Source organism: Streptomyces maremycinicus, from assembly GCF_001184025.1.
GTDB lineage: Bacteria > Actinomycetota > Actinomycetes > Streptomycetales > Streptomycetaceae > Streptomyces > Streptomyces maremycinicus.
Map to the genome: position 1 here is coordinate 359,422 of NZ_BBYG01000010.1, position 25,831 is coordinate 385,252.

Genomic DNA, 25,831 nt, shown 5'->3' on the forward strand with positions numbered 1-25,831 from the left:
CGGAGCGGCCGGGACTGCGCCGGCCGGGTGGATTCGTGCCGCCAGTCCGGTGCCGGTGTGGTGCGTCGGGGGCCCGCCGGGCGACTGATGACTGCATGAAGAAGGATCAGTTGTTCACGCGGCGCCGGGCGTTGCTCGCCGGCGCCGCCGCCGTCGGAGCGGCCGGCACGGCCGGAGTGTTCCTGTGGGGCGAGGACGGCAAGCCGGTCCGGGCCGCCGCCCCCGCCGCGGGCGCCCCGGCGCGGAGCCTGCCGCTGAAGCCCTCCGCCTACCGCCTCCAGCCGCTGACCGGCTACGGCCCCCCGCGCGCCGCCCCCGGCCGCACCCCCGTGCGCCACGAACCGCTGCTGAGGATGACCGGCAGCGGCCGCACCATGGTGCTGACCTTCGACGACGGACCCGACCCCCGCTACACCCCGGGCATCCTCGACACGCTGGCCCACTACGACGTGCGCGCGATGTTCTTCGTGTGCGGGGAGATGGCCGCCGACAACCAGGACCTGCTGGCCCGGATGGCCGACGAGGGCCATGTCGTCGGCAACCACACCTGGTCCCACCCGCTGCTGACCGGCCTCACCCGCCGTCAGATCCGCTCCGAGATGTCCCGCACCAGCGACGTCATCGAGGAGGGATACGGCGAGCCGCCCCGCTGGTTCCGCGCCCCCTACGGCGCCTGGAACCGGGCCGCCTTCCAACTGGGCGCCGAACTGGGCATGGAACCGCTCGCCTGGACGGTCGACACCCTCGACTGGACCGCCCCCGCCGCCGGCACCATCGTCGAGCGGGTGGAGAAGGGCGCCGCCCCCGGTGTCGTCGTGCTCTCGCACGACGCCGGGGGCGACCGCTCGCAGAGCGTGCGCGCACTGCGCAGCTATCTGCCGCAACTGCTGGACTCCGGTTACCACATCACCGTCCCGCACCGGCGGTACACCTGACGCGAGCCCCCCGCCCGCCCGGTCGGGAACCGCTCAGCGGACCTCGGCCAGGCGGGCGAAGGCGACGACGTTCCCGTCGTACCCGTTCGCCTTGGAGAAACCGCCGCCGCAGGTGATGACCCGCAATTCGGGAGAGCCCTTCGAGGCGTACACGCGGTCGCCGGGGAAATTGTTCTTCTCGAACACCTCGATGCCGTAGATCTCGAAGACCGCCGTTTTTCCGTCTCCTCGCGCCACCTCGACGCGGTTGCCCTTCTTCAGGGCCCCGAGACCGTAGAACACGGCGGGTCCCAGCTTGTTGTCGACATGGCCGACGACGACCGCGGTCCCCTTCTCGCCGGGCGAGACGCCACCGGTGAACCAGCCGGCCAGGTTCGGGTCCTCCGGCGGCGGCGCGCCGACCCAGCCGTCCGCGTCCAGGCCCACCGACGTGACCGGCGCGTCCACCTGGATGGCGGGGATCCGGACCCGGACCGGCAGGGCGTACGGCAGCGCTGCCGGGGCCCGGCCGAGGACACCCGCGCTGCGGCTGTCCGCGGCCGCCGCCGAGGCGGGCTGCGGCGGGCCGATGTCGAACTCCCCGGACCCGTTCCGGATGAGCGCGAGACCGGTCAGCAGAACAAGCGCTATCACGCCCCACGGGGCGCGCTTCCGCCGCCGCTCCTCTTCTTCCGCCGCCTCGGACAGCTCGTACGCAGACATTCGCCATCCCCTTTCGACGCGGCCGTCACCGCGTCCCTTCGCGCATACGAGAACGCTAAGTCCCCGGGCGGCAACCGGCGACGGGGCGGCGGCGAACGGGTGGCCCCGCCGCCTTTCGGTGCGCCATCCGAGTTGCCGACGGAAGGAAATTTCTGACGGTCCGTGACCTGCGGCAATATCCGATTGTGTGCATTTCCCTCGGCGTGTCCTCTCACCAGGACGGACCATTCCCGAAATGCGGGCGCGTGCACGGCATCTGAGGGTCGGTCCGGGAGGTGCTTTCTCGCCGACATACCGGGGACGGGCCCCGGGGCGCCTTCCGCGGAGGAACACATGCGCATCACTCGTCTTCTGGCGGCCTCGGCGGTCTCGGCCGCCGCGGTCGCCTCTCTCGGCTTCACCGCCCCGGCCGCCGTCGCCCGCGACGGCATGAACGCCAACCCGAGCAACATCGTGGCCCTGCCCGCCGTCATCGCCCGCGGCGGCCAGATGACCGTCACCGTCGACGGCTGCCCCGGCGGCGGCACCATGACCTCGGCGGCGTTCCCGCAGACCAACCTGACGCCCATCAACGGGGCCAACCAGACGGCCAAGGGCACCGCGACCATCAACGAGAACGCCCGGCCGGGCACCTACGACATCACCGTCAACTGCTCCGGCCGGACCCTGACCCGCCCGGCGGCCTTCACCGTCATCGGCGGTGTCCGCGGCGGTCTCGGCGGCAGCACCACCACGGGCGCCAGCCCGACCGACATGGCCATCGGCGGCGGTCTCGTCACGGCGGCCCTGGTCGGGGGCGGTCTGTTCTGGATGCGCCGCCGCGCCGAGCGCCGCGCCTGAGGCCCGCCCGGGGAGACCGCACGTCGCACGTGACACAGGCCTTCGCCCCGGTCCCGTCCGGACCGGGGCGAAGGCCTGCGCATGGCGGAGCCGGCCGGCGGTGCGCCGTCAGCCCTCCTCACCGGCGCGGCGGCGCGAGTACCAGTACGCGGCACCGACCGAGCCGGCGATCAACGCGGCGCCCAGCCCGATCTCCCGCAGGTCGAACCCGGCGACGGTGCCGCCCTCACCGGCGTGCACGCCGCGCGGGACCGGATAGGGCACCGGCGTCGGATCGACGGGCCGGCCACCGGAGATCGTCAGCTCCTTGACGGCGCTGATGCCGCCGCAGGCGAACGTCACCCGGTACGAGGCGCCCGGCCGGGCGTCCCAGTCGACCCTGGCCACCGCGGAGGAGGAACCCCGGGGGATGACGACCGCGTCGAACACGCCCGAGGAGACCGTCACGGAGCTTCGGCAGCCACTGAGGTTGCGGTCCACCTGGAGGGTGACCTGTCCGCCCGCGGCGACCGTCGAGGGCAGTACGCCGTAGCCGTTGGACATGACGTAGTGGTTGTCGTCGTCGCTCGCGACGGCCGACGGTGCGGAGAAGGTCAGGGCGGTGACGCCGAGCAGTGCGGCCGAAGCGACGCGTATCGCGCGCATGGTGGATCCTCCGGTCCCCGAGGAGCAGCTGCGGACCTTTTTCCGCTTGCGCCAAAAATGCACCTCGATGACCGAAACGCTAGGAACATGTGTGCGCTCCCGCGATCGCAGTCGTACGAATGGGGCACGGGGGTGGGCCGCCCAGGGGACAGCGTTCCCGCAACCGGGGGACGGCGACGGCGTGGCGGCCGTCCCCCGGCGCGGGCCCGTGAGGTGAGCGGACGTCAGCCCTTGACGGCCGGGAACAGATGGAGGAACGGTTCCGCCGACGCGGTGATGCCCCGGCTGTAGGGCGCGTCGAAGTCCCAGATGAGGAAGAGCAGGAAGGCGATCAGTGCGGAGAACAGCCCGGCCAGCACCAGCTCCCGGGTGGTCCGCCGGATCTGGAGCGCGAAGACCATGCCGATGGTGATGGCGGCTCCGGTCAGCAGCCCGAACCACACCACACCCGGCATGGTCGCCCCGGTCGACTCGGCGCGGGCGTTGCGGGCCTGGTCCGCGGCGGCCATCTGGTCGAGCAGCGGCTGGTAGGCCTGTGCCTGGAAGTCGGACGCCGGTTCGTAGTCGGTGACGTCCACCCGGATCCGCTGGAGGAGTTCGTCCCCGCGCCGCGTCACCTCGCCGTCGTCCGCCATCTTCTGCCACTCGGTGGTGACGACGTGTCCGACATAGGCGTTGACATCCTCCCGAATACGGTCACGGGCGTCGGCCGGGTAGACGCGTACCCGCTCCGAGATCTCGTGCAGCGCCTGCGCCTCCGCCTGGACGTGGTCCTGCGCGACACTGCGCGCCTCCCAGACACCGGCGATGGCCAGGCCCAGGACGATGGCGTACACCACGCCGATCCACATCGTCATGTACTCGATGACGTCCGGGGTCTCGGAGGGGTCCTCGTCCTCCGGCGCTCTGCGGTGCCGCAGGAGGGTGATCACGACCACCACCGCGCAGGCGGCGAGCATCGCGAGGGTGAGAACAAGCCATTCCGGCAAGAGAAGCCTCCAGGATCGGCGCTAGCGCGGCCGCAGCGCGGCGACGGCGATCACCGCGGGCACGGTGATCAGCAGGACGTAGGTGACCGGCGACTGGCCGCGGCGGACGGGCCGTTGCTTCGGCGAGGCGTGGTACGCCGGGTAGCTCACCGGGGTCACGGACGGGCGGGGCGTGGGCGTGGGCGCGGGCTTCGGCGCGGGCCTCGGTGCCGGCGGGGGCGTGGGGGCGGGAGTCTGCCGGGGGAGCGGGGCCACGGGACGGGGCGGCGCGGGCGCGTGCGGTCGCGGACGCGGCTTCGGCGCCGGCGGCCTCGGCTCGGGCGGCGGTGGCGGCGGCTCCGGGGTCGGCGTGGGACTGGGAGTGGGGGTGGGGCTCGGCGGCGGCTCGGGCGGCGGCTTCGGTTTCGGCGGCGTGGGGGTCGGGGCGGGCGGCGGCTTCGGTTCCTGGCACACCGGGGGAGTCGGCCACGCGTGGCTCCCCGCGACCGCCACCGCCTCGGTGCCGTCCGGGCCGGTCGAGGCGTACGCGCACGCGTCGGCCGCGGCCACCCCGGCCGGGACGGCCGCGAGGATCCAGGCCGCGGTCACCAGGGCCAGTGCCCTGGTGACGAGGGCGGATCGGGTCGGTTCGGGTCCATGCACGACGGAGATCATGCGGCGTCCCGCGGCGGCACACGCCGACGCCCGGGGGGATTGCCCCGAACGGGGGAAGTTCGCGTCCGCGGGTTTGCCGGGCGGTGCGTTCGCGCATCCGGCACGCCGTGCGCCTGTGCGATCCGGAGGACCACGCGGGCCGGTGTCACAGGTCGCGGAAAGAATTTCGTGCCGGGTTTGAACACAACGACCGTCACCGCGCGTACTCAGTGCCGTGCGGCGGCGCAGCAGGGCGTGGCAAGCACCTTGTGACGATCGGGGAGTTGTTGACGATGAAGACCACCTGGCGGAGCGCCTCACTTGCGGCGAGTGCTGTGGCCGTGCTGGCGCTGACGACGGCGTGCGGTTCTGAGAGCGGCACGTCGTCGAGCCAGAACGTCGGGGCCACGGCTCCGGCCGGTGGCATCGCGGGCGTCGGCGTGGGCACCGGCGTCGGCAGTGGCGTCGGCTCCAGCGCCAGCGCCGGGACGACCGGCGGAGCGGGCGCACAGGGCGCCGGCGAGCTGGCCGTCACCGCGAACGGTGAACTCGGCAAGATCCTCACCGACGGCGCGGGCAAGACCCTCTACCGCTTCGACGCGGACACCGCGGAACCCCCGAAGTCGAACTGTGACGGCGACTGCGCGACCGCCTGGCCGCCGGTCGCCGCCGATGACATCTCCGCGGGCGACGGCATCGACAAGTCGCTGCTCGGCGAGGTCACCCGGACCGACGGCACCAAGCAGCTGACCGTCGCCGGCTGGCCCGCCTACTACTACGCCAAGGACGCCAAGGCCGGTGACACCACCGGTCAGGGCGTGGGCAACAAGTGGTTCGCGCTCACCCCCGAGGGCAAGAAGGCCAAGGCCTCCGGCTCGTCGTCCGAGTCCGGCACCGTGCAGGCCGGGCTGTCCGTCCGCAAGGACGCCAACCTCGGTGAGATCGTCGTCGACAAGAACGGTATGACGGTCTACCGCTTCCTGAAGGACAAGGCCTGGCCCGAGCCGGTGTCGAACTGCAACGGCGCCTGCCTCGAGAAGTGGCCGGCCGTCGCGCCCGTCGCCTTCGACGAGACCGAGGGCATCCAGGAGAAGGGCTACATGAACTTCACCCGGTCCGACGGCACCAAGCAGCAGACCATCAACTGCTCGCCGATCTACACCTTCTCCGGTGACAAGTCGCCCGGCGACGTCAACGGCCAGGGCGTGGGCGGCACATGGTACGCCGTCGCGCCGAACGGAAAGCTGGTCGGAGCGCCGGAGCAGTAGAGATCACCTCCCCAGGGCTGATCCCGCAGCTGCCCCATCGCGCACGACCGTTGGTCCGCCCCCTCCGCGCCGCACGGAGGGGGCGGACCGTTGTGCGTGTACGGTCCGTCCGGTCCGTCCGGTCGGCCCGGTGGGCCGGGTCCGTTCCGCGGGCCCGCGGTGCTTGTCCGGGCGCCGCTTCCTGTGCGTAGACTTTCGCCGCCCCGCGGACCGGCCCGGAACCATCCGGAACTCTCCGGAACGTCCCGGGCACCACGAGCAGCCCTCCGGGGGACGTCGATTCGGCACGTGCCGCTGGCAGTGACCGGGAACGGACGGTCAATTTCCGTTTCTGCTCGCCCCTTTGGCGGGCGATCAGTAGCCTCAGCTCGAACACCGGATCGCCTACGCCTTGGAGATTCAGATGGAGAGACCCGCCTGGGCCCCTCGGAGCATCGACATCTCGGTGCCCAGCGTCTCGCGGATCTACGACCACTACCTGGGCGGCTCGCACAACTTCGAGGTCGACCGGGAAGCGGCCCGCAAGGCCATGGAGTTCATGCCGGGACTTCCGAAGATCAGCCAGGCGAACCGGGCGTTCATGCGCCGCGCCGTGCGGTACGCGGTCGGCGAGGGCGTCGACCAGTTCCTCGACATCGGCTCCGGCATCCCCACCTTCGGCAACGTGCACGAGGTCGCCCAGGCGATGAGCCCCGGGGCCCGCGTGGTCTACGTCGACCACGACCCGGTGGCCGTCGCGCACAGCGAGGCGGTGCTCGCCGGCAACGACGACGCCGATGTCGTGGCCGCCGATCTGCGCAAGCCGCGGGAGATCCTGAGCAGCCCGCAGGTGTCCCGACTGCTCGACCTGGACCGGCCGGTGGCGCTGCTGCTCGTCGCCGTACTGCACTTCGTGGAGGACGCGGACGACCCGTTCGCGGCGGTGGCCGAACTCACCGCCGCGCTCGCGCCCGGCAGTCTGCTCGTGCTCACCCATGCCTCGTACGAGGGAATCCCACTGCCACCGGAGCGGGCCGGAGGCGCGGTGGACGTGTACAAGGACATCCGCAATCCGCTGACCATGCGCTCGCGTGACGAGATCGCGCGGTTCTTCGAGGGGTACGACATGGTGGAACCCGGACTGGTGCCGATGCCGCACTGGCGGCCGGACACGGGGCCGGAGGACGAGGACCCCTGGGCCCTCTCCGGTTTCGCCGGCGTGGGGCGTACGGCGTGACCGCCGAGCCGGACGGGCCGGAGGACAGACTGCGGCGGTTCGCGACGATCTGGAGCCGGGCCGTGTTCCCGGTGACCTCGACGTCGCTGACCCGGTCCGAGCTGGAGGAGCAACTCCTGCCGCTGGCACGCAGGTTGCGTGAGGCACTGCTGGCCCGCGCCTTGGACGCCGACACGGGCAGGGCGGTCGGCGCCGCCCTCGTCGACGCGCACTGCACCGACCCCGAGGCGCTCAGCCGCTCCCTCGACTGCGTCGACGCCTATCTGGTGCTCTACTGCGGCGAGGACGGCCCCCGGGAGGATCTGCGGGCCCGCGCCTCCAGGCTCCAGCACGCCATGGCGGCGGGCTACGCGCAGGCGCTGCGCGAGCGCACGCTCGCCGAGCAGGAGGCCATCGCCCAGGCCGCGTTGCGGGCCCAGGGCGTGGTCGCGCAGGCCCTGCACGCGAGCGAGGCCCGCTTCCGGGCGGTCTTCGAGGGGGCCGCGATAGGAATCGGCATCGCCGACCTCGAAGGCAACGTCCTCCAGGTCAACGGGGCCCTGCTGCGCATGTTCGGCGGCTCCGAGCAGACCCTGCGCGGCCGCCGGGTCCAGGACCTGACCCATCCCGAGGACGCCCCCCAGACCTGGAAGCTGTACGACGAGCTGGTGCGCGGCGAACGGGAGCACTACCACACGGAGAAGGCCTTCAGTCGCCCCGACGGAACGGTCCTGTGGACCAACCTGACGGTCTCCCTGCTGCGTGACGCGGACGGCGCACCGCAGTACTCGCTGGCCCTGATGGAGGACACCACCGAGCGCCGGCTCCTGAACCTGCGGCTGCGCTACGAGGCCACCCACGACGCGCTCACCGGCCTGCCCAACCGCACCCTGTTCTTCGAACGCCTGGAGAAGGCGCTCGGCGCCGGGGCGGGGCAGCGCTTCGGGCTGTGCTACCTCGACCTGGACGGCTTCAAGACCATCAACGACAGTCTCGGGCACGCCGCCGGCGACCGGTTGCTCGTCGAGGTCGCCGACCGGCTCCAGTCCTGCGCGACCGCGCCCGGTGAGATGGTCGCGCGCCTCGGCGGCGACGAGTTCGTGGCATTGACCACCGGCCCCGACACCCGCCGTGAGGTCGACGAACTGGCCGGGCGCATCATGAACGCCCTGATCGCACCGGTGCGCATCGACGGCCGGGAACTGACCGTGCGCGGCAGCATCGGCATCGTCGAGGGCCCGGCGGGGGAACGCAGCGCGGCGGAGGTGCTGCGCAGCGCCGACATCACCATGTACCGCGCCAAGTCGGCGGGCGGCAACCGCTTCGAGCTCGCCGACCCGGAGGCCGACGCCCGCGCCATCACCCGCCACGGGCTGACCACCGCGCTCCCCGCGGCCCTCGACCGCGGCGAGTTCTTCATCGAGTACCAGCCGCTCGTCCACCTCGGTGACGGCAGTGTGCGCGGCGCGGAGGCCCTGGTGCGCTGGCTGCACCCGCAGCACGGGGTGCTCGGACCGGACCGGTTCATCCCGCTCGCCGAGCACACCGGGCTGATCGTGCCGCTGGGCCGCTGGGTCCTGGAGGAGTCGGTCCGGCAGGCCGGCGAGTGGCGGGAGCGGGCCGGTGACACGGATCCCCTCCGGATCAACGTCAACCTCTCCCCGTGCCAGCTCACCCATCCCGGTCTGGTGCAGGACACCGTCGACATCCTGGAACGCGCGGGTGTCGCACCGGAGGCCCTGTGCCTGGAGGTGACGGAGTCGGCGTTGATCGGCGCCGACGACGACCTGCTCAAACCGCTGCGGCGGCTCGCCGAGATGGGCGTCGACATCGCCCTGGACGACTTCGGCACCGGCTACTCCAACCTGGCCAACCTGCGGCGCCTCCCGGTGAGCGTGCTCAAGCTGGACCGCTCCTTCACCCAGGGCATGCAGCAGTTCCCGGCGGACCCCGTCGACCTCAAGATCGTCGAGGGGATCGTCTCGCTCGCCCACAGCCTGGACCTCGCGGTCACGGTGGAGGGCGTGGAGACCGGGGCGCAGGCCGAGCAGCTGCGGATACTGGGCTGCGACACGGCCCAGGGCTGGTACTACGCCCGCCCGGGCCCGCCGGACCGGCTCCACGAGCTGGCCCTGGTGGACGCGACGGGGTGACCGGACGACCCGTTCGCGGGGGCGCGGGGGTCACCCACGAGGAGGGCGGGTGACCCCGGAGAACGAGGACACGCACGAAGCCGCCCACCGCGCCGGGCGCGACGGCATGAGTGACGCCGCGGACGACGCCGGGCGGGGCGGTGTGGACGAGGCGATCGCCGGTGAGCTGGCCCTGATGGACCCCGCCGTGCGCGTCTCCCGCGCCCTCTTCGAGCGGCTGCTCGACCCGGAGTTCGTCGAGGTCGGCTCCTCGGGCCGCCGCTACACCTACGAGGACATGCTGGCCCGGCTGCCCGAACACCCCGGCAGCTCGCAGGCAGGGCCCCGCTACCGGCCGTCGGCGATCAAGGGCGTCCTGCTGGCGCCCGGGTTGGTCCACCTCACCTACGAGACGGACTTCGACGGCCGGCGCGCCCGGCGCAGCTCGCTGTGGCGCAGGCGGAGCGCGGAGACGGGCTGGCGGATGTACCACCACCAGGGCACCCCGGTCCCGCCGGAAGCCGTGTAGCCGTTGCCTCGTCGCCCCGTACTTCCACAACCCCGCAGCTCCGCAGCCCCATGGCCCCGCAGCCCCGCAACCCCGTGGCCGCTCGGCCGGCAGGCCCGCAGCGCTGTAGCCCCGGAGCCGTCGGCCTGGCAGGCCCGCAACCGAACGGCCGCACGGCCGCTCGGCGCTAGCCCGCCTCGCGTTCCCTGGCGTCCTCGGCCACCGAGACGGCCGCCCGGACCAGCGCCGCCGTCGCCGTGGAGCGGGACTGCTGGGGCCAGGCCACGGCCAGCATGGCGGGCGGCGCGTCCAGGACCGGGCGGTAGACGACGCCCGGCCGGGGATAGCGGTCGGCCACCGACGCCGGCAGCAGGGCGACGACCTCGCCCAGGCCCACCAGGGCGAGGAGCTGGGCGAGGTCATGGCCCCTGCCGCGCACCTCGTCGATGTAGGCGTGCACCTCGTCCGGGCGCAGCCCCAGGTCGGCCAGGCGCAGCGCGGTCCGGCCGGCCAGCGGATGCCCCACGGCGAGGGCGGCCACCCTCGACTCGGCGGCCAGGTCCTCCGTGTCGAGGCCGGTGCGGTCGTACGGCTCGTGGACCAGGGCGACATCGGCCTCGCCCCGGCGCAGCAGCAGGGGCTGCTCGTGCCAGGCGCACAGCCGGACGGTGACCGGCAGGGCCGCGGGGTCGGCCGCGTACCGGGCGAGCATCCCCTCCAGCAACCCGGCGTCCCCGTCGGCCTTCACCGCCAGCACCAGCTTCGGCTCGGGGGCGGCGGCCCGCCGGGCCCGGCGCCCGGCGGCCTCCAGGGCCGCGAGCGCGAACCGGGCCTCCACCAGCAGGACTTCGCCCGCCGGGGTCAGCTCCACGCGGTGCGTGTTCCGCTCGAACAGGACGGCCCCCAGCTCATTCTCCAGCTGTCGGACGGCGCGGGACAGCGGCGGCGACGAGATGCCCAGCCGCTCGGCGGCGCGGGCGAAGTTGAGCTCCTCGGCGACGGCCACGAAGTAGCGCAGCGGGCGGGACTCCATGGGCGGCCCTCCGATCGGTATTGCTCTGAGGGTAACAACCGCGAGCCGATCGATCCTTCAGTTACCGCGCGCGGGGCAGCAGGCTCGACGGCATACCGATCACCGCGACATCTGGAGCAGTTCATGATCGTCATCACCACTCCGACCGGCCAGATCGGCCGTGAGGTCCTGGCCCGTGTGCTCGACGCCGACGACGGCGCGACACCGGTCCGGGTGATCGTCCGTGACCCCGCCCGGCTCTCCCCGGAGGTCCGGGGACGCGTCGAGGCGGTCCAGGGGTCCCACGCCGACCCCGCCGTCCTGAAGGAGGCGTGCGAGGGCGCCGACCGGATCTTCTGGCTGGTGCCCCCGACGCCCGGGGCCGCCAGTGTCGAGGGCCACTTCCGCACGTTCACCGAGCCGCTGTGCGAGGTGGTCGGCGGCCGGGGCGTCGAGCGGGTGGTGTCCGTCTCTACCCTGGGCCGGGGCGTCGCCGAGCACGCCGGACCGATCTCGGCCTCACTGGCCATGGACGAGGCGATCGCCGCAACGGGTGTGCACTACCGGGCGCTGTGTCCGCCGTCCCTGATGGAGAACCTGCTGCGTCAGACGGCCTCGATCCGGGCCGAGGGTGTCTGGTCGGAGGCGCTCGAGCGGGACCGTGTGGTGCGCACCTGCGCCGTCCGGGACGTCGCCGCCGAGGCGGCCCGGCTGCTGCTGGACGGCTCCTGGACCGGGTACGAGGACGTTCCGCTGGTGGGCCCGGACGCCCTCACCCCCGAGGACATGGCCGGGGTCGTCTCCGAGGTGCTGGAGCGGCCCGTCCGGCTCCGGCAGATCACCGTCGGCGAGCTGAGGACGCGGCTGACGGGCTTCGGTGCCTCCGAAGCCTGGGCGCGGGGGGTGGCCGACATGGTCCACGCCCAGAACACCCAGGGCTTCTACGGCGTCACCCGTCCCAGCACCCCCGACACCGCGCCCACGAGCTTCCGCCGATGGTGCGAGGAGGTACTGAAGCCGGCCGTCCACGGCTAGGCCACCCCCGCCACGGTCTCCGCGTGCCGCCTCCGCCGCGGCCCCCGCCGGCCGGCCGCGCCCCCGCTCCTGCCCCTCGCCCCCGCCCCGCCCCCCGTTCAGCGTTCCAGGAGCATGCGTTGGAGTTCGCGGGCGGCGCGGGGTGGGGCTACGTCGCTGCGGTGGGCCAGGGCGATCGCGCGGTGCAGGCCGGGGCGGGCCAGGGGGGTGACCCGCAGGCCCCGGCCCGAGCGGGCGGCCACCATGCGGGGGACGACGGCCACGCCCAGCCCGGCCCGTACGAAACCGAGCACCGCGTCCATCTCCCCGCCCTCCACCGCGAAGTCCGGCTCGAACCCCTCGGCCCGGCAGGCGGCCACGGTCAGTTCCCGCAGGTCGTAGCCGTGCCGGAACATCACCATGCGTTCGCCCTCCAGGTCGGCGATGCGCACGGTACGCCGTCCCTCGCCCGGCTTGGCGGCCTCCGGGGAGGACACCACCACCAGGTCCTCGCGCAGCAGCTCCACCGTCGTCAGGGCCGGGGACGGGGTGGGCAGCGGCAGCACGACCAGGGCGAGGTCGAGGGCGCCGCGGGCCAGCTCCCGGACCAGGTCGTGCGAGCCGCCCTCCTCGATCAGCAGCCGGATGCCCGGATAGCGGTCGTGGAAGGCGCGCAGCACGTCCGGCAGCAGTCCCGTGCACAGACTCGGCGTGGCCCCGAGCCGCACCCGCCCGCTGCGCAGCTGCACCAGCTCCTGCACCTCGTAGCGCGCGGTCTCCGTGTCCGCGAGGATCCGCCGCGCCAGCGGCAGCAGCGCCTCGCCCGCGTCGGTGAGGGTGATGTTCCCGCGCGCCCGCAGGAACAGATCCGCCCCCAACTCCCGCTCCAGCGCCTTGATCTGCTGCGAGAGAGAGGGCTGCGCCACGTGCACGAGCTCGGCGGCCCGGGTGAAGTGCCGGGTCTCGGCGACCGCCACGAAGTACTGGAGCTGCTGGAACTGCATGCCCCCAGCCTACGTCGGCGATAGTCGGAGCCTATGGAATCGAGGCGGACCATGTCTTGGACCGATGGGGTGGTCCGGCCCTAGCGTCTTGACCCATGGCTCTGGCAACGCGGACGGACCGACGGCCGTCCATGGCGCGCACCGTCTGGGACTCCTCCGTCGGCAAGAAGACGGTGATGGCCGTCAGCGGCATGATCATGCTGCTGTACCTGGTCGTCCACGTCATCGGCAATCTGAAGATCTTCTTCGGTGCGGAGGAGTTCAATCACTACGCCCACTGGCTGCGGGTGGTGGGCGAACCGTTCATGCACTACGGATGGACGCTCTGGCTCGTGCGCGTCGCGCTGATCGTCGCGGTGATCGCCCACGGCGTCTCCGCGTACCAGCTCAGCCGCCGCGACATCAAGGCGCGGCCCAGCAAGTACGTACACAGGAAGCCGCGGGCGAGCTACGCCACCCGCACCATGCGCTGGGGCGGCATCATCCTGGCCCTGTTCATCGTGTGGCACCTGCTGGACCTGACGACCGGCACCGTGCACAGCGGCGGCTTCCAGGAGGGCCACCCGTACCAGAACGTCGTGGACACCTTCTCCACCTGGTACGGGAACGTCATCTACATCGTGGCGATGCTCGCCGTCGGCCTGCACGTCCGGCACGGCTTCTGGAGCGCCGCCCAGACCCTCGGCGTCGGCAGCCGTACCCGCGACCGCGCCCTCAAGATCTTCGCCGACGTCCTCGCGCTGCTGCTCACGGCCGGCTTCCTCGCCGTCCCCGTGGGCGTCATGACCGGAGTGGTGAGCTGAACATGACTGCCTTCTCCGCCTACGCGGACTACGAGACCGGTGAGCCGGTCGTCGACACCAAGGCCCCTTCCGGCCCCGTCGCCGAGCGCTGGGACAAGCGCCGCTTCGAGGCCAGGCTGGTCAACCCGGCCAACCGGCGCAAGCACACGGTGATCGTCGTGGGCACCGGCCTCGCGGGCGGCTCGGCCGGCGCCACCCTCGCCGAACAGGGCTACCACGTCGTCCAGTTCTGCTACCAGGACTCCCCGCGCCGCGCCCACTCCATCGCCGCCCAGGGCGGCATCAACGCGGCGAAGAACTACCGCAACGACGGCGACTCCGTCCACCGCCTGTTCTACGACACCGTCAAGGGCGGCGACTTCCGGGCGCGGGAGTCCAACGTGCACCGGCTCGCGCAGATCTCGGTCGAGATCATCGACCAGTGCGTGGCCCAGGGCGTGCCCTTCGCGCGGGAGTACGGCGGGCTGCTCGACACACGGTCGTTCGGCGGCGTGCAGGTCTCGCGGACCTTCTACGCCCGCGGCCAGACGGGCCAGCAGCTCCTGCTCGGCGCCTACCAGGCCCTCAGCAGGCAGATCGCCGCCGGCAACATCGAGATGCACCCGCGCACCGAGATGCTCGACCTGATCGTCGTGGACGGCCGGGCGCGCGGGATCGTGGCCCGGGACCTGATCACCGGGAAGATCGACACCTACTTCGCGGACGCCGTCGTCCTGGCGAGCGGCGGTTACGGAAACGTCTTCTACCTGTCGACCAACGCCATGAACTCCAACGCCACGGCGATCTGGCGGGCGCACCGGCGGGGCGCGTACTTCGCGAACCCCTGTTTCACACAGATCCACCCCACCTGCATCCCGCGCACCGGCGACCACCAGTCGAAGCTGACGCTGATGAGCGAGTCGCTGCGCAACGACGGCCGGATCTGGGTGCCGAAGGCCAAGGGCGACGACCGTCCGCCGAACCGGATCCCCGAGGGCGAGCGCGACTACTACCTGGAGCGCATCTACCCCTCCTTCGGCAACCTGGTCCCGCGGGACATCGCCTCCCGGGCCGCCAAGAACGTCTGCGACGAGGGAAGGGGCGTCGGCCCCGGCGGACAGGGCGTGTACCTCGACTTCGCCGACGCCATCGCCCGCATGGGCCGCAAGGCCGTCGAGGCCAAGTACGGCAACCTCTTCGACATGTACCAGCGGATCACCGACGAGGATCCGTACGAGGTCCCGATGCGGATCTACCCGGCGGTGCACTACACGATGGGCGGGTTGTGGGTCGACTACGACCTCCAGACCACCGTCCCCGGCCTGTTCGCGATCGGCGAGGCCAACTTCTCCGACCACGGCGCCAACCGGCTCGGCGCCTCCGCGCTGATGCAGGGGCTGGCCGACGGGTACTTCGTCCTGCCGGCCACCATCAACGACTACCTCGCCCGCAACCCGCACCAGGGTGAGGTGACCCTCGAACACCCCGTTGTGCAGGAGGTGCTGGCGGAGACCCAGGACCGCCTCGATCTGTTGCTCTCGGTCGACGGGGACCGTACCCCGGACTCCTTCCACCGCGAGGTCGGCGAACTCATGTGGGAGTTCTGCGGCATGGCCCGCACCGACGCCGGTCTGCGCAAGGCCCTGAGCCGCATCCCGCAGATCCGTGAGGAGTTCTGGCGGCGCATCAAGGTGCCCGGCACCGGCGAGGAGTTCAACCAGTCCCTGGAGAAGGCCAACCGCGTCGTCGACTACCTGGAGCTCGCCGAGCTGATGTGCCTCGACGCGCTGCACCGCGCCGAGTCCTGCGGCGGCCACTTCCGCGAGGAGTCGCAGACCCCGGACGGCGAGGCGGCCCGCAGGGACGAGGAGTTCGCCTACGCGGCCGCCTGGGAGTTCACCGGGACGGGCGAGGCCCCGGCCCTGCACCGGGAAGACCTGGTCTTCGAGTACGTCCACCCCACCCAGCGGAGCTACGCATGAGGCTCAACCTGCGCGTCTGGCGGCAGAAGAACGCGGACGCCGACGGCGCCATGTCCACGTACGAGGTGGACGGCATCTCGCCCGACATGTCCTTCCTGGAGATGCTCGACACCCTCAACGAAGAGCTCATCCTGCGCGGCGACGACCCGGTCGCCTTCGACCACGACTGCCGCGAGGGCATCTGCGGCGCGTGCTCGCTCGTCATCAACGGCGACGCGCACGGGCCGGAGCGCACCACCACCTGCCAACTGCACATGCGGTCCTTCCGGGACGGCGACACGATCGACGTCGAGCCGTGGCGGGCCGCCGCCTTCCCGGTCGTCAAGGACCTGGTGGTCGACCGCAGCGCCTTCGACCGGATCATCCAGGCCGGCGGCTATGTCACCGCCCCGACCGGAGCCGCCCCCGAGGCCCACGCGACGCCGGTGCCCAAGCCCGACGCCGACTTCGCCTTCGAGCACGCCGAGTGCATCGGCTGCGGGGCGTGCGTGGCCGCCTGTCCGAACGGCGCGGCGATGCTGTTCACCTCCGCCAAGGTCAACCACCTCAACGTGCTGCCGCAGGGCGCGCCCGAGCGGGAGACCCGGGTGCTGGACATGGTGGCGCAGATGGACGAGGAGGGCTTCGGCGGCTGCACGCTGGCGGGCGAGTGCGCCACCGCCTGCCCGAAGGGCATCCCGCTGGTGTCCATCACCGGCATGAACAAGGAGTGGCTGCGGGCCACCCGGAAGATCACGAAGCGGTAGCGCCGCAGGGCGCGGCAGGTCGCGCGGTACACCCGTGCCCCTGGGGGCGGGAGCACCCCGGCGACCGCTTCGAGCAGAGACGTTCGCCGACCGGGTGCGGACGGGCGGGGCCGGGAGTGGTGCTCATCCCCGGCCCCGTCTCGCGTCCGGCGCCGCGCGGAGCGTCCGGCATTCAGCAGCCGCACATCCACGGGTCCCGTGCCGGTCACGCCGAGGCCAGCCGGGCGCGGAAGAAAGCAGGTGCGGATTCCCCGTGCACCGTCCCCATGCTTCTTCCCCCCGGCGCAGGAGACCTCCATGACCGCCATGCCCGTCGCACCCTCCGCTCCCGCCGTCCCGCCCGGCGGTTCCGGCTATCTCGTCTCACTCGCCCGCGACCAGGACGACGTCCGGGCCGCGCAGCGACTGCGCCACCAGGTCTTCGCCGGCGAACTCGGCGCCCGGCTCGACGGTCCGGAACCGGGCCTGGACACGGACGCCTTCGACGCGTACTGCGACCACCTGCTCATCCGGGACGACGCCACCGGCGACGTCGTCGGCACCTACCGGCTGCTGCCGCCCGAGCGGGCCGCCGTCGCCGGACGGCTCTACTCCGAGGGCGAGTTCGACCTCCGCCCGCTCGACGCGATCCGGTCCGGCCTGGTCGAGGTCGGCCGCTCCTGCGTGCACCCCGACCACCGCGACGGGGCCGTCATCGGGCTCATCTGGGCCGGTATAGCCCGCTACATGGTGGACCGCGGCCACGAGTGGCTGGCCGGCTGCTGCTCGGTCCCGCTGGCCGACGGCGGCGCGCTGGCGACGGCCACCTGGGACCGGGTGCGCGAGAAGAACCTCGCCCCGCCGCAGTACCGGGTACGGCCGCTGCGGCCCTGGACCCCGAACGACACCGCCCCGGCCGCCCGCACCGAACTGCCGGCCCTGCTGCGCGGCTACCTCCGCCTCGGCGCCTGGGTGTGCGGCGAGCCCGCCCACGACCCCGACTTCGGCGTCGCGGATCTGTACGTGCTGCTGCCGATGAGCCGGGTCAACCCCCGCTACCTGCGGCACTTCCTCTCCCTCGTCCCGGCCTGATGAGCGTCTGGCTGCCCAGCGCGCCCTGCACCCCGCGGGCGTGCGTCGAGGCGACGGCGTCCCTCACCGCGGTCCCGCGGGCCGTGCTGCGGCTCACCGCGGTGGTCGTGCTGGTCCTGGTCGGGGTGGCGCTGGCGCCGGTCGGCGGGTGGTTCCCGTCCCGCGTGGTGCGCGGGTGGAGCCGCAGCGTGGTGCGGGCCGCCGGGGTGCGGGTCCGGGTGACCGGCGCGACCGTGCCCACCGGCACCGGGCTGCTGCTGGTCGCGAACCACATCTCCTGGCTGGACATCCCGCTGCTGGCCGGCGTCCGCCCGGCCAGGATGCTCGCCAAGGCCGAGATCCGCGGCTGGCCGGTGGCGGGCACGCTGGTCGCGCGCGGCGGTGTCCTGTTCATCGACCGCGACCGGCTGCGGGCCCTGCCCTCGACGGTCGCCGTGATCGCCGACACCCTGCGCGCCGGGCGGGCCGTCGCGGTGTTCCCGGAGGGGAGCACCTGGTGCGGCCGCGCCCAGGGACACTTCCGCCGGGCGGTGTTCCAGGCCGCGCTGGACGCCCGGGTGCCGGTGCAGCCGGTGCGCATCCGCTACCGGGACCGGGCGGGAGCGGCCAGCACCGTGGCCGCGTTCGTCGGCGACGACCCGCTGCTCGCCTCGCTGTGGCGGGTGGTGTCGGCGCGGGGTCTGGTGGCGGAGGTCGAGGTCCTGCCCACCCTCGCGCCGGGCAGCCACCCCGACCGAGGGGCACTGGCCGCGGCCGCCGCCGCCCGGGTGCTGGGCGGGACGCACGAGCCCCGGACCGTCGCCGCCTTCGGCCGCCACGGCTGCCCGCCCGGACCGGCGGACCACCGTCCCGGCCCCCGCGAGGTGCCGCGGGCCGACCGGAACCGGGGGAGCCGGGGGAGCCGCCGGGACCGGGAGCCGGAGGAATCGCGTGCAACCCTGGGTACGTCGGCCGGCCGGGATGGGATCATGGCGCGTCCCGACCTCTGAGGGGAGCACGCGTGAGCGGAGGCCCGGCCCGCCGGACGGCACTCGTGACGGGAGGCAGTGGTTTCGTGGCCGCCCATCTCGTACAGCAGCTCCTGGAGCGCGGCTACCACGTGCACGCCACCGTGCGCGGGACGGCGAACGAGGCCAAGCGCCGGCCGTTGCGCGCCCTGGGGGACGCCTGCCCCGGCCGCCTCGACCTCTTCGAGGCGGACCTGCTGACGGCGGGCTCCTTCGACGAGGCCATGAAGGGCTGCGCGGTGGTCTTCCACGTGGCCTCGCCGTTCCTGATGCCGGAGAAGATCAAGGACGGCCGACGGGACGTGGTGGAACCTGCCCTGACCGGCACGCGCAACGTCCTGGCGTCGATCGAGCGCACCGAGGCCGTGGAACGCCTCGTTCTCACCTCCACGGTGGGGGCGATCTTCGGCGACTACACCGACGTACGGCAGATGGCCGACCGGACCTTGTCGGAGAAGTACTTCAACACCACCAGCACCGTGGAGAACAACCCGTACCACTACGCCAAGACGGTCGCCGAGAAGGCCGCCTGGGAGGCGGCGGCCGCCCAGAGCCGCTGGCGCATGGTCTCCGTCAACCCGGGCCTGGTCCTCGGCCCCTCCCTCACCCCCGGCTCGGACTCGGGCAGCCTGTTCCTGCTGGACGAACTCTTCAAGGGCTACTTCTTCTACGGCGCCCCGGACTTCAGTTTCACCACGGCCGACGTACGCGATGTCGCGGCGGCCCACATCGCGGCGGCCGAACACCCCGAAGCGCACGGCCGCTACATCGTCGCGGCACCGGAGATGACCTCCTTCCGCGAGATGGCGCGGATCCTGCTGCGGCACGACCCCCGGAACCTGCGGCTGCCCCGCACGGCCCTCCCGCACTGGCCGGTCAGGATCCTCGGCCCGGCCTTCGGCCTCTCCCAGGAGTACATCCGCAACCACCTCGGCATCCGCTTCCGCGTCGACAACCGCAGAAGCACCGAGGAACTGGGCCTCACCTACCGGCCGATCGAGGAGACCCTGCTCGACCACCACCGGGCCTGGCGGGAGCAGCGCCGCCAGGGCCGCTAGGACTTGCCCCGGCCGCGCGGGCCCAGTGCCCGGCGCAGGTACGGTGCCGTAGTGCTGTCCTGGGCCGCCGCCACCTCCTCGGGGGTCCCCGTCGCCACGATCCGTCCGCCCGCGTCGCCGCCGCCGGGCCCGAGGTCGATCACCCGGTCGGCGCCCGCGACCACGGACATGTCGTGCTCGACGACGATCACGGTGTGCCCGGCGTCGACCAGGCCGTGCAGCTGCCGCATGAGGACCTCGACGTCGGCAGGGTGCAGGCCGGCCGTCGGTTCGTCGAGGAGGTAGAGCGTGTGGCCGCGCCGGCCGCGCTGCAACTCGGCCGCCAGCTTGATGCGCTGGGCCTCACCGCCGGAGAGTTCCGTCGCCGGCTGGCCGAGCCGCAGATAGCCGAGGCCGACGTCGAGGAGGGTGGCCAGACTGCGCGCGACGGCGGGGACGTCGGAGAAGAAGTCCGCCGCCGCCTCCACCGTCAGGTCCAGCACCTGCGCGATGTCGCGGCCCCGGTAGGTCACTTCGAGGGTCCCGGGGTTGTAGCGGGCCCCGCCGCAGTCCGGACAGGGCGCGTACGTGCTCGGCAGGAAGAGGAGTTCGACGCTCACGAAACCCTCGCCCTGGCAGGTCGCGCAGCGCCCCCCGGCCACGTTGAAGGAGAACCGGCCGACGCCGTACTTCCGGGCGCGGGCCGCGTCCGTCGCCGCGAAGACCTTGCGGACCACGTCGAACAGGCCTGTGTATGTCGCCAGGTTGGACCGCGGGGTGCGGCCGATCGGCTTCTGGTCGACCGCGACCAGCCGGCCCACGCCGGGCAGGTCCTGCGTGATCTCCCCGACGAGCGTCGACTTACCGGAACCCGAGACGCCCGTCACGGCCGTGAACACGCCGAGCCCGAACTCCGCGGTCACCCCGCGCAGGTTGTGCCGGGTCACCGGACCGACCGTCAACCGGCCCCGGGCGGCCCGGACCTCACGCGCGGGCAGCGCGGAACGGCCGAACAGGAAGCGTGCCGTCGCCGACCCGGGGACCGACGCCAGGTCCGCCACCGGGCCGCTGTGCAGCACCCGCCCGCCGTGCTCACCCGCCCGGGGACCCACGTCCACCAGCCAGTCGGCGGCGCGCATCACGTCCAGCCGGTGTTCCACCACGAACACCGAGTTGCCCGCCGCCTTGAGCCGCTCCAGCACCGTGAGCAGCGCCTCCGTGTCCGCCGGATGCAGTCCCGCCGACGGCTCGTCGAGCACGTACACCACGCCGAACAGCCCGGAGCGCAACTGGGTCGCGATCCGCAGCCGCTGGAGCTCACCCGCCGACAGGGTCGGGGTGGCGCGGTCCAGACCGAGATAGCCGAGGCCGAGTTCGAGGACGGGCGCGATCCGGGCGCGGAGGTCCTCGGTGAGGACGCCGGCCGTCCCGGACCTTCCCTCGAGCAGCAGGGCCAGTTCCGCCAGGGGCAGCGCGGCCAGTTCCGCGATCGTCCGGCCCGCGAAGGTCACGGCGAGGGATTCCGGGCGCAGCCGGCCGCCGCCGCACGCCGGGCAGGGGGCGGCCGTCAGGAAGCGTTCCGCCCTGGCCCGCAGGGTCTGGCTCCTGGAGTCCGCGAAGGTCTTCATCACATAGCGATGGGCGCTCATGTAGGTGCCCTGGTAAGGGCGTTGGATGCGGTCCGCGTCCCGGACCGGGTGGACCGTCACCACCGGCTGCTCGTCCGTGAACAGGATCCACTCCCGCTGCTCGGCGGGCAGGTCGCGCCAGGGCACGTCGACGTCGTGGCCGAGCGTGTCGAGGATGTCCCGCAGGTTCTTGCCCTGCCAGGCGCCCGGCCAGGCGGCGATCGCGCCCTCGCGGACGGACAGCGACGGGTCCGGTACCAGCGACTCCTCGGTGGTGCGGTGGACCTCGCCGAGGCCGTGGCACTCGGGACACGCCCCGGCCGCCGTGTTGGGTGAGAAGGCGTCCGAGTCGAGGCGCTCCGCGCCCGGCGGGTAGTCGCCCGCCCGGGAGAAGAGCATCCGCAGCGAGTTCGACAGGTTGGTGACCGTGCCCACCGAGGAGCGTGAGGTGGGTGCCGAGCGTCGCTGCTGGAGCGAGACCGCCGGGGGCAGCCCGGTGATCTCCCCGACCTTCGGCGCACCGACCTGGTGGATCAGCCGCCGGGCGTACGGCGCGACCGACTCGAAGTAGCGGCGCTGGGCCTCCGCGTAGATCGTCCCGAACGCCAGCGACGACTTCCCCGAGCCGGACACCCCCGTGAACACGGCCACCACGTCGCGCGGGACGTCGACGTCCACGCCCCGGAGATTGTGCTCGCGGGCTCCCCGGACCCGGACGTACCCGTCCCTCGTGGACGGCTCGTCACCGTGCGGCTCGGGAAGGCTCGGCATGGGGGAACTCCGTACGGGTCTTCGACTGCGCGGCCGGCTGCCACCGGCGCGGACAAACCCCGCAATTCTACGCGCGCCCCGCCCACCACCCGCCGAGCCGCCCCGGGTGAGCCTCCCCGGGTGAGCCGCCCTCGGAGACAGGCGCCCGGTGACCCGTCGCCCCGAGCCCCGGCGCCCGGTCACCCGTCGCCCCGAGCCCCGGCGCCCGGTGACCCGGGCGGTGGGCGTGGTCAGCCGTCGCCGCGTTCCGCGGCCACGATCTCGGCGAGCCGCCGGTAGGAGTCCAGCAGCGCGGACCGGTCGTAGGTGCTGGTGGTGACCAGGACCTCCTGCGCCCCCGTCTCCTTCAGCACCGTCTCCAGCTCGTCCGCCACCTGCTCCTCGGTGCCCGCGAGGTGGCCGGTGAGGCCGGCTTCGTAGAAGCCGCGTTCCTTCGGGGTCATCGCGCGGCGCTCGGCCTCCTCGGCGGGCGGCAGCGGGGGGAAGGTGCCGTGGGTGCGGGAGTACGCCATCGACCAGGCCTCCGGGACCAGGAGCCGCCGTGCCTCCTCGGGCGTACCGGCCACCGCGATCGTCCCGGAGACGACCACATAGGGCTCCGAGGCCCAGCGGGAGGGCCGGAACAGGGCCCGGTAGCGGTCGATCCCGCGCCGCATCCGCTCGCGGTCGCGGAGGTCGCCGATGACCATCGGCAGCCCCGCGCGGGCGGCGATCTCCGCACCCTCGCCCATGGCGAGGACGAACGGCGGCACGGTCAGCCCCTCCGAGGGGCGTGCGCGCACCCCCGTGGGCGAGCCGCCGAGGAACCAGCCGAGCAGTTCACCGAGCTGCCCCGCGAAGTCCTCCGCGTCGTCCTTGTCCCGGCCGAGCGCCCTGCGCACGCCGTCCGTGAAGCCCACCGAGCGGCCCAGGCCCATGTCGACGCGGCCCGGGAAGAGCGACTCCAGGACGCCGAACTGCTCGGCCACGACCAGGGGACGGTGGTTGGGCAGCATCACGCCGCCGGTGCCGACCCGGATCCGCTCCGTCGCGCCGGCCACCGCCGCCGCCAGCACGGTGGGCGCCGATCCGGCGACCCCGGGCACGCCGTGGTGCTCCGAGACCCAGAACCGGTGGTAGCCCAGCGCCTCCGCCTCCCGCGCCAGCCGCACGGTGTCGCGCAGCGCCTCGGCGCCGGTGTGCCCCTCACGCGTGCGCGAGCGGTCGAGGACGGAGAAGCGGGCCGAGGCGATCACGGAGCTCATACAGGGTTCAACACCCCGCGGCCCGCTGGATTCCCCGCCCGGCGCGATGCCCCGACCCGCGCCGCCAGGGGTGCCGGCGCGGGTCGGCCTTCGGGCGGCGGCGGACCGTGCCGGTGCGCCGCGGGCGGTGGCCACGGCGCGGCTGTCGCCGTCGACGCCGGCGAGGGCGGTCGCGGCGGCGTCGTCGGGCGCCGGGCCGGAGCGGGCGGACGCCGTCGACGGCGACCGGGCGACCGGGCGACCGGGCGACCGGGACGAGCGTGAACGGGCGACCGGGAAGAGCTCGCCCCCGCTGGGCGCGGCGGTGCCGGGTGCCCGCCGCGGGACGTCCTTCGCTCGGGGCGGGTGTCTAGGGTGGACGGGTGACCGACACCAGCAAACGGCCCGTCGCCGTCTTCGACCTGGACAACACCCTCGCCGACACGGCCCACCGGCAGCGCTTCCTGGAGCGCAGTCCGCGCGACTGGGACGCGTTCTTCGCGGCCGCGCCGCAGGACCCGCCGATCCCGGAGGGCGTCGCGATGGTGCTGGCCCGCGCCGAGGAGTGCGAGGTCGTCTACCTCACCGGCCGGCCCGAGCGCTGCCGGCGCGACACCCTGGAGTGGCTCGCCGCGCAGGGGCTGCCGGAGGGCCGCGTCCACATGCGGCGCAACGACGACCGCAGGCCCGCCCGGCGCACCAAGCTGGAGACGCTCCGCCGGCTGGCCCGCGACCGGGAGGTGCGGGTCCTGGTGGACGACGACGAACTGGTGTGCGCCGACGCCCGGCGGGCCGGCTTCACCGTCGTCCTGGCGCGCTGGACGGCCCCCTCGGGCACGCTGCGGCAGGCACAGGAGGGCGAGGGGCGCACCTGAGGGTCCGCCGGGCCCGAGAGCCGGCCCCCGGGGCGGGGAGGGGCGGAGGGGTGAAGGGTGTCCGGCCGTCAGCCGGACTCGTCCAGCCGGAAGCCGACCTTGAGGCCCACCTGCCAGTGCGCGATGTCGCCGTTCTCGATCTGCCCGCGCACCTGCGTCACCTCGAACCAGTCCAGGTTGCGCAGGGTCTGCGAGGCGCGGGTGATGCCGTTGCGGATGGCGTCGTCGACTCCGTCCGGCGAGGTGCCGACGATCTCCGTGACCCGGTAGGTGTGGTTCGACATCAGGGTGCTCCTCTCGGCCGTGACGGCCTCGTCACGTGTGTCACGCGTCACTCCACCGTGCCCCAAGCTGCGGCGGAGCGCGAGGCGTCGGACCGGACGGACCGCCTCCGCCCAATCCCCCTTGACCCCTCGCATTGGTCCATACCAAAATCCGGGGCACCCGTACGAGCCCTCGCTCGTCCCCCACGTCGGGCCCCCAGCCCTGTCCACCAGACAGAACAGGACCCCCGTGCGACGTCGCCTCCTCGCCCTTCTCTGCGTGTCCGCCTCCCTCCTGACCGCCTGTGGGGTGGTGCCGGGCACGGGGGGACCGGATGCCCGGACGGTCACGGTGTGGCTGATGAAGGACAGCGCGTCGCAGGAGTTCCTGGACCGGTTCACCGAGGACTTCGAACACGACCACCCGGACCTCGACCTCGACATCCGTATCCAGGAATGGACCGGGATCGGCGGCAAGGTGGAGGCCGCGCTGGAGGCCGAGGACGGGAAGGGGCCGGACGTCATCGAGGTCGGCAACACCCAGGTCCCGCAGTACGTCGACGGGCACGGACTGCTCGACCTGACCCTGGAGTCCGCCGCGAAGTGGGGCCGGGAGGACTGGCTGCCCGGTCTCGCCGAACCGGGACAGCGGCGCTTCCACCAGTACGGGATCCCCTGGTACGCCGCGAACCGGGTCGTGATCTACCGCAAGGACCTCTTCGAACAGGCCGGCATCACCGCTCCGCCCGCCACCCGCGCCGAGTGGCTGGCCGCCACCGAGAAGCTGAACTCGGGCGGGAACCAGGGCATTTACCTGGCCGGACAGGACTGGTACACACTCGCCGGGTTCATCTGGGACGAGGGCGGCGACCTGGCCACCGAGGAGGGGGGCCGCTGGAAGGGTGCCCTGGACTCCCGGGCCGCCCTGCGCGGCATGGACTTCTACCGGCGGCTCCAGTCCCTCGGCGGCGGCCCGGTGGCGGCGGACGAGGAACACCCGCCCCAGGCAGGGGTGTTCGCCGCCGGCAAGGTGGCGCAGATCGTGGCCGTGCCCGGACTGGCCCGGGCCGTGGTGCAGCAGAATCCCGGTCTGGAGGACGAGCTGGGCTTCTTCCCCGTGCCGGGCAAGAGCGCGGGCAGGCCCGGCGCGGTCTTCACCGGCGGCTCCGACCTCGTCGTCCCGCGCAACACCGACGTCCGGGAGGGCGCGATCGCGGTGGTCGCCGCGCTGACCGGCGCGGAGTGGGACACCGAACTGGCCCGCACCATGAACTACGTGCCGAACAAGGCGAAGCTGGCGAAGTCCGTCGCCGGTGAGGAGGGGGTCGCGGCGATGGCGGCGGGGGCCGCGCAGGGCCGCGCGACCCCCAGCACACCCGAGTGGGCCGTCGTCGAGGCGGACAACCCGATCAAGGACTACATGACGAAGGTGCTCACCGGCGCCGACCCGGCGACCGAGGCCCGCCGCGCCGCCCGCCGGATCACGGAGGCGCTGACGGTGAACTTCTGACGACCGCGCCCGCCCGGTTCCCGCTCGGTGCCCGGTCGCCCGAGGTCCGCCCGCCCGGC

The 25,831-nt window shown here is 73.0% G+C and carries 24 protein-coding genes; 15 read left to right on the top strand and 9 right to left on the bottom strand.

The annotated features are described in order from the left end of the window. Positions 1 to 95 precede the first annotated feature (95 nt). A complete protein-coding gene (locus AOQ37_RS09165) occupies positions 96 to 935 on the top strand; it encodes a polysaccharide deacetylase family protein (RefSeq protein ID WP_062643073.1) in 840 nt (279 codons plus the stop codon). Positions 936 to 968: 33 nt separating this feature from the next. On the opposite strand, the gene AOQ37_RS09170 is transcribed toward AOQ37_RS09165, so the two are convergent. After that, on the bottom strand, positions 969 to 1,637 hold the full coding sequence (locus AOQ37_RS09170; RefSeq protein ID WP_062643075.1) for a class F sortase: 669 nt from the start codon (positions 1,635 to 1,637) through the stop codon (positions 969 to 971). A 333-nt stretch (positions 1,638 to 1,970) separates the two neighbouring features. Between AOQ37_RS09170 and AOQ37_RS09175 the strand changes: the two genes are divergently transcribed. After that, the gene (locus AOQ37_RS09175) at positions 1,971 to 2,477 is read left to right on the top strand and encodes a hypothetical protein (protein WP_062643077.1); all 507 of its coding nucleotides are present in this window, start codon (positions 1,971 to 1,973) and stop codon (positions 2,475 to 2,477) included. Positions 2,478 to 2,585: 108 nt separating this feature from the next. Here the strand turns inward: AOQ37_RS09175 and AOQ37_RS09180 are convergent, their stop codons facing one another. The 3 genes from AOQ37_RS09180 to AOQ37_RS09190 form a co-directional block, all read right to left on the bottom strand. Continuing rightward, a complete protein-coding gene (locus AOQ37_RS09180) occupies positions 2,586 to 3,122 on the bottom strand; it encodes a hypothetical protein (RefSeq protein WP_062643080.1) in 537 nt (178 codons plus the stop codon). A 224-nt stretch (positions 3,123 to 3,346) separates the two neighbouring features. Further along, complete coding sequence (locus AOQ37_RS09185) at positions 3,347 to 4,111, bottom strand: bestrophin-like domain (protein WP_078890094.1); 765 nt, start codon at positions 4,109 to 4,111, stop codon at positions 3,347 to 3,349. 21 nt (positions 4,112 to 4,132) lie between these two features. Further along, a complete protein-coding gene (locus AOQ37_RS09190; protein ID WP_107085160.1) occupies positions 4,133 to 4,753 on the bottom strand; it encodes a hypothetical protein in 621 nt (206 codons plus the stop codon). 284 nt (positions 4,754 to 5,037) lie between these two features. Here AOQ37_RS09190 and AOQ37_RS09195 point away from each other — a divergent pair, with 284 nt between their 5' ends. The 4 genes from AOQ37_RS09195 (at position 5,038) to AOQ37_RS09210 (ending at position 9,868) form a co-directional block, all read left to right on the top strand. Next, positions 5,038 to 6,012 (top strand): SCO0930 family lipoprotein, encoded by a 975-nt coding sequence (locus tag AOQ37_RS09195; RefSeq protein ID WP_062643085.1) that lies wholly within the window; start codon positions 5,038 to 5,040, stop codon positions 6,010 to 6,012. Positions 6,013 to 6,415: 403 nt separating this feature from the next. Next, a complete protein-coding gene (locus tag AOQ37_RS09200; RefSeq protein ID WP_062643087.1) occupies positions 6,416 to 7,228 on the top strand; it encodes an SAM-dependent methyltransferase in 813 nt (270 codons plus the stop codon). After that, positions 7,225 to 9,360: a putative bifunctional diguanylate cyclase/phosphodiesterase gene (locus AOQ37_RS09205; protein ID WP_062643088.1), complete on the top strand. Its 2,136-nt coding sequence runs from the start codon at positions 7,225 to 7,227 to the stop codon at positions 9,358 to 9,360. The genes AOQ37_RS09200 and AOQ37_RS09205 overlap by 4 nt, the downstream gene beginning before the upstream one ends. Positions 9,361 to 9,466: 106 nt before the next feature. Continuing rightward, complete coding sequence (locus tag AOQ37_RS09210) at positions 9,467 to 9,868, top strand: nuclear transport factor 2 family protein (protein ID WP_062643588.1); 402 nt, start codon at positions 9,467 to 9,469, stop codon at positions 9,866 to 9,868. 166 nt (positions 9,869 to 10,034) lie between these two features. Here AOQ37_RS09210 and AOQ37_RS09215 read toward each other — a convergent pair whose 3' ends face one another. Then, positions 10,035 to 10,880 (bottom strand): LysR family transcriptional regulator, encoded by an 846-nt coding sequence (locus AOQ37_RS09215; protein WP_062643090.1) that lies wholly within the window; start codon positions 10,878 to 10,880, stop codon positions 10,035 to 10,037. Between the two features lie 123 nt (positions 10,881 to 11,003). On the opposite strand from AOQ37_RS09215, the gene AOQ37_RS09220 reads away from it, so the two are divergent. Next, positions 11,004 to 11,894, top strand: a complete 891-nt coding sequence (locus AOQ37_RS09220; protein ID WP_062643093.1) for an NAD(P)H-binding protein — start codon at positions 11,004 to 11,006, stop codon at positions 11,892 to 11,894. Positions 11,895 to 11,992: 98 nt separating this feature from the next. Here AOQ37_RS09220 and AOQ37_RS09225 read toward each other — a convergent pair whose 3' ends face one another. Then, a complete protein-coding gene (locus AOQ37_RS09225; protein WP_062643110.1) occupies positions 11,993 to 12,877 on the bottom strand; it encodes a LysR family transcriptional regulator in 885 nt (294 codons plus the stop codon). A gap of 131 nt (positions 12,878 to 13,008) precedes the next feature. On the opposite strand from AOQ37_RS09225, the gene AOQ37_RS09230 reads away from it, so the two are divergent. The 6 genes from AOQ37_RS09230 to AOQ37_RS09255 all read left to right on the top strand — a co-directional run bounded on the left by AOQ37_RS09230 (position 13,009) and on the right by AOQ37_RS09255 (position 19,523). Continuing rightward, positions 13,009 to 13,680: a succinate dehydrogenase gene (locus AOQ37_RS09230; protein ID WP_062643111.1), complete on the top strand. Its 672-nt coding sequence runs from the start codon at positions 13,009 to 13,011 to the stop codon at positions 13,678 to 13,680. A gap of 2 nt (positions 13,681 to 13,682) precedes the next feature. Next, the gene (locus AOQ37_RS09235; RefSeq protein ID WP_062643115.1) at positions 13,683 to 15,641 is read left to right on the top strand and encodes a fumarate reductase/succinate dehydrogenase flavoprotein subunit; all 1,959 of its coding nucleotides are present in this window, start codon (positions 13,683 to 13,685) and stop codon (positions 15,639 to 15,641) included. After that, a complete protein-coding gene (locus AOQ37_RS09240) occupies positions 15,638 to 16,387 on the top strand; it encodes a succinate dehydrogenase/fumarate reductase iron-sulfur subunit (protein ID WP_062643117.1) in 750 nt (249 codons plus the stop codon). The genes AOQ37_RS09235 and AOQ37_RS09240 overlap by 4 nt, the downstream gene beginning before the upstream one ends. A 297-nt stretch (positions 16,388 to 16,684) precedes the next feature. Then, on the top strand, positions 16,685 to 17,458 hold the full coding sequence (locus AOQ37_RS09245; protein ID WP_062643118.1) for a GNAT family N-acetyltransferase: 774 nt from the start codon (positions 16,685 to 16,687) through the stop codon (positions 17,456 to 17,458). After that, the gene (locus tag AOQ37_RS09250) at positions 17,458 to 18,447 is read left to right on the top strand and encodes a lysophospholipid acyltransferase family protein (RefSeq protein ID WP_078890095.1); all 990 of its coding nucleotides are present in this window, start codon (positions 17,458 to 17,460) and stop codon (positions 18,445 to 18,447) included. Before AOQ37_RS09245 ends, AOQ37_RS09250 begins: the two co-directional genes overlap by 1 nt. An 11-nt stretch (positions 18,448 to 18,458) precedes the next feature. Next, positions 18,459 to 19,523, top strand: coding sequence for an NAD-dependent epimerase/dehydratase family protein (locus AOQ37_RS09255; protein ID WP_062643120.1), 1,065 nt, complete (start codon positions 18,459 to 18,461; stop codon positions 19,521 to 19,523). Here AOQ37_RS09255 and AOQ37_RS09260 read toward each other — a convergent pair. Beyond that, positions 19,520 to 21,901: an ATP-binding cassette domain-containing protein gene (locus AOQ37_RS09260; RefSeq protein ID WP_062643122.1), complete on the bottom strand. Its 2,382-nt coding sequence runs from the start codon at positions 21,899 to 21,901 to the stop codon at positions 19,520 to 19,522. The genes AOQ37_RS09255 and AOQ37_RS09260 overlap by 4 nt on opposite strands. A gap of 230 nt (positions 21,902 to 22,131) precedes the next feature. Beyond that, on the bottom strand, positions 22,132 to 23,145 hold the full coding sequence (locus AOQ37_RS09265; protein WP_062643124.1) for an LLM class flavin-dependent oxidoreductase: 1,014 nt from the start codon (positions 23,143 to 23,145) through the stop codon (positions 22,132 to 22,134). Between the two features lie 362 nt (positions 23,146 to 23,507). Between AOQ37_RS09265 and AOQ37_RS09270 the strand changes: the two genes are divergently transcribed. Next, a complete protein-coding gene (locus AOQ37_RS09270) occupies positions 23,508 to 23,999 on the top strand; it encodes a phosphatase domain-containing protein (protein WP_062643126.1) in 492 nt (163 codons plus the stop codon). Positions 24,000 to 24,067: 68 nt separating this feature from the next. Here AOQ37_RS09270 and AOQ37_RS09275 read toward each other — a convergent pair whose 3' ends face one another. Beyond that, complete coding sequence (locus AOQ37_RS09275; protein ID WP_062643590.1) at positions 24,068 to 24,283, bottom strand: dodecin; 216 nt, start codon at positions 24,281 to 24,283, stop codon at positions 24,068 to 24,070. Between the two features lie 229 nt (positions 24,284 to 24,512). Between AOQ37_RS09275 and AOQ37_RS09280 the strand changes: the two genes are divergently transcribed. Further along, positions 24,513 to 25,772 (top strand): extracellular solute-binding protein, encoded by a 1,260-nt coding sequence (locus AOQ37_RS09280; RefSeq protein WP_062643128.1) that lies wholly within the window; start codon positions 24,513 to 24,515, stop codon positions 25,770 to 25,772. The last annotated feature ends 59 nt before the right edge of the window (positions 25,773 to 25,831 follow it).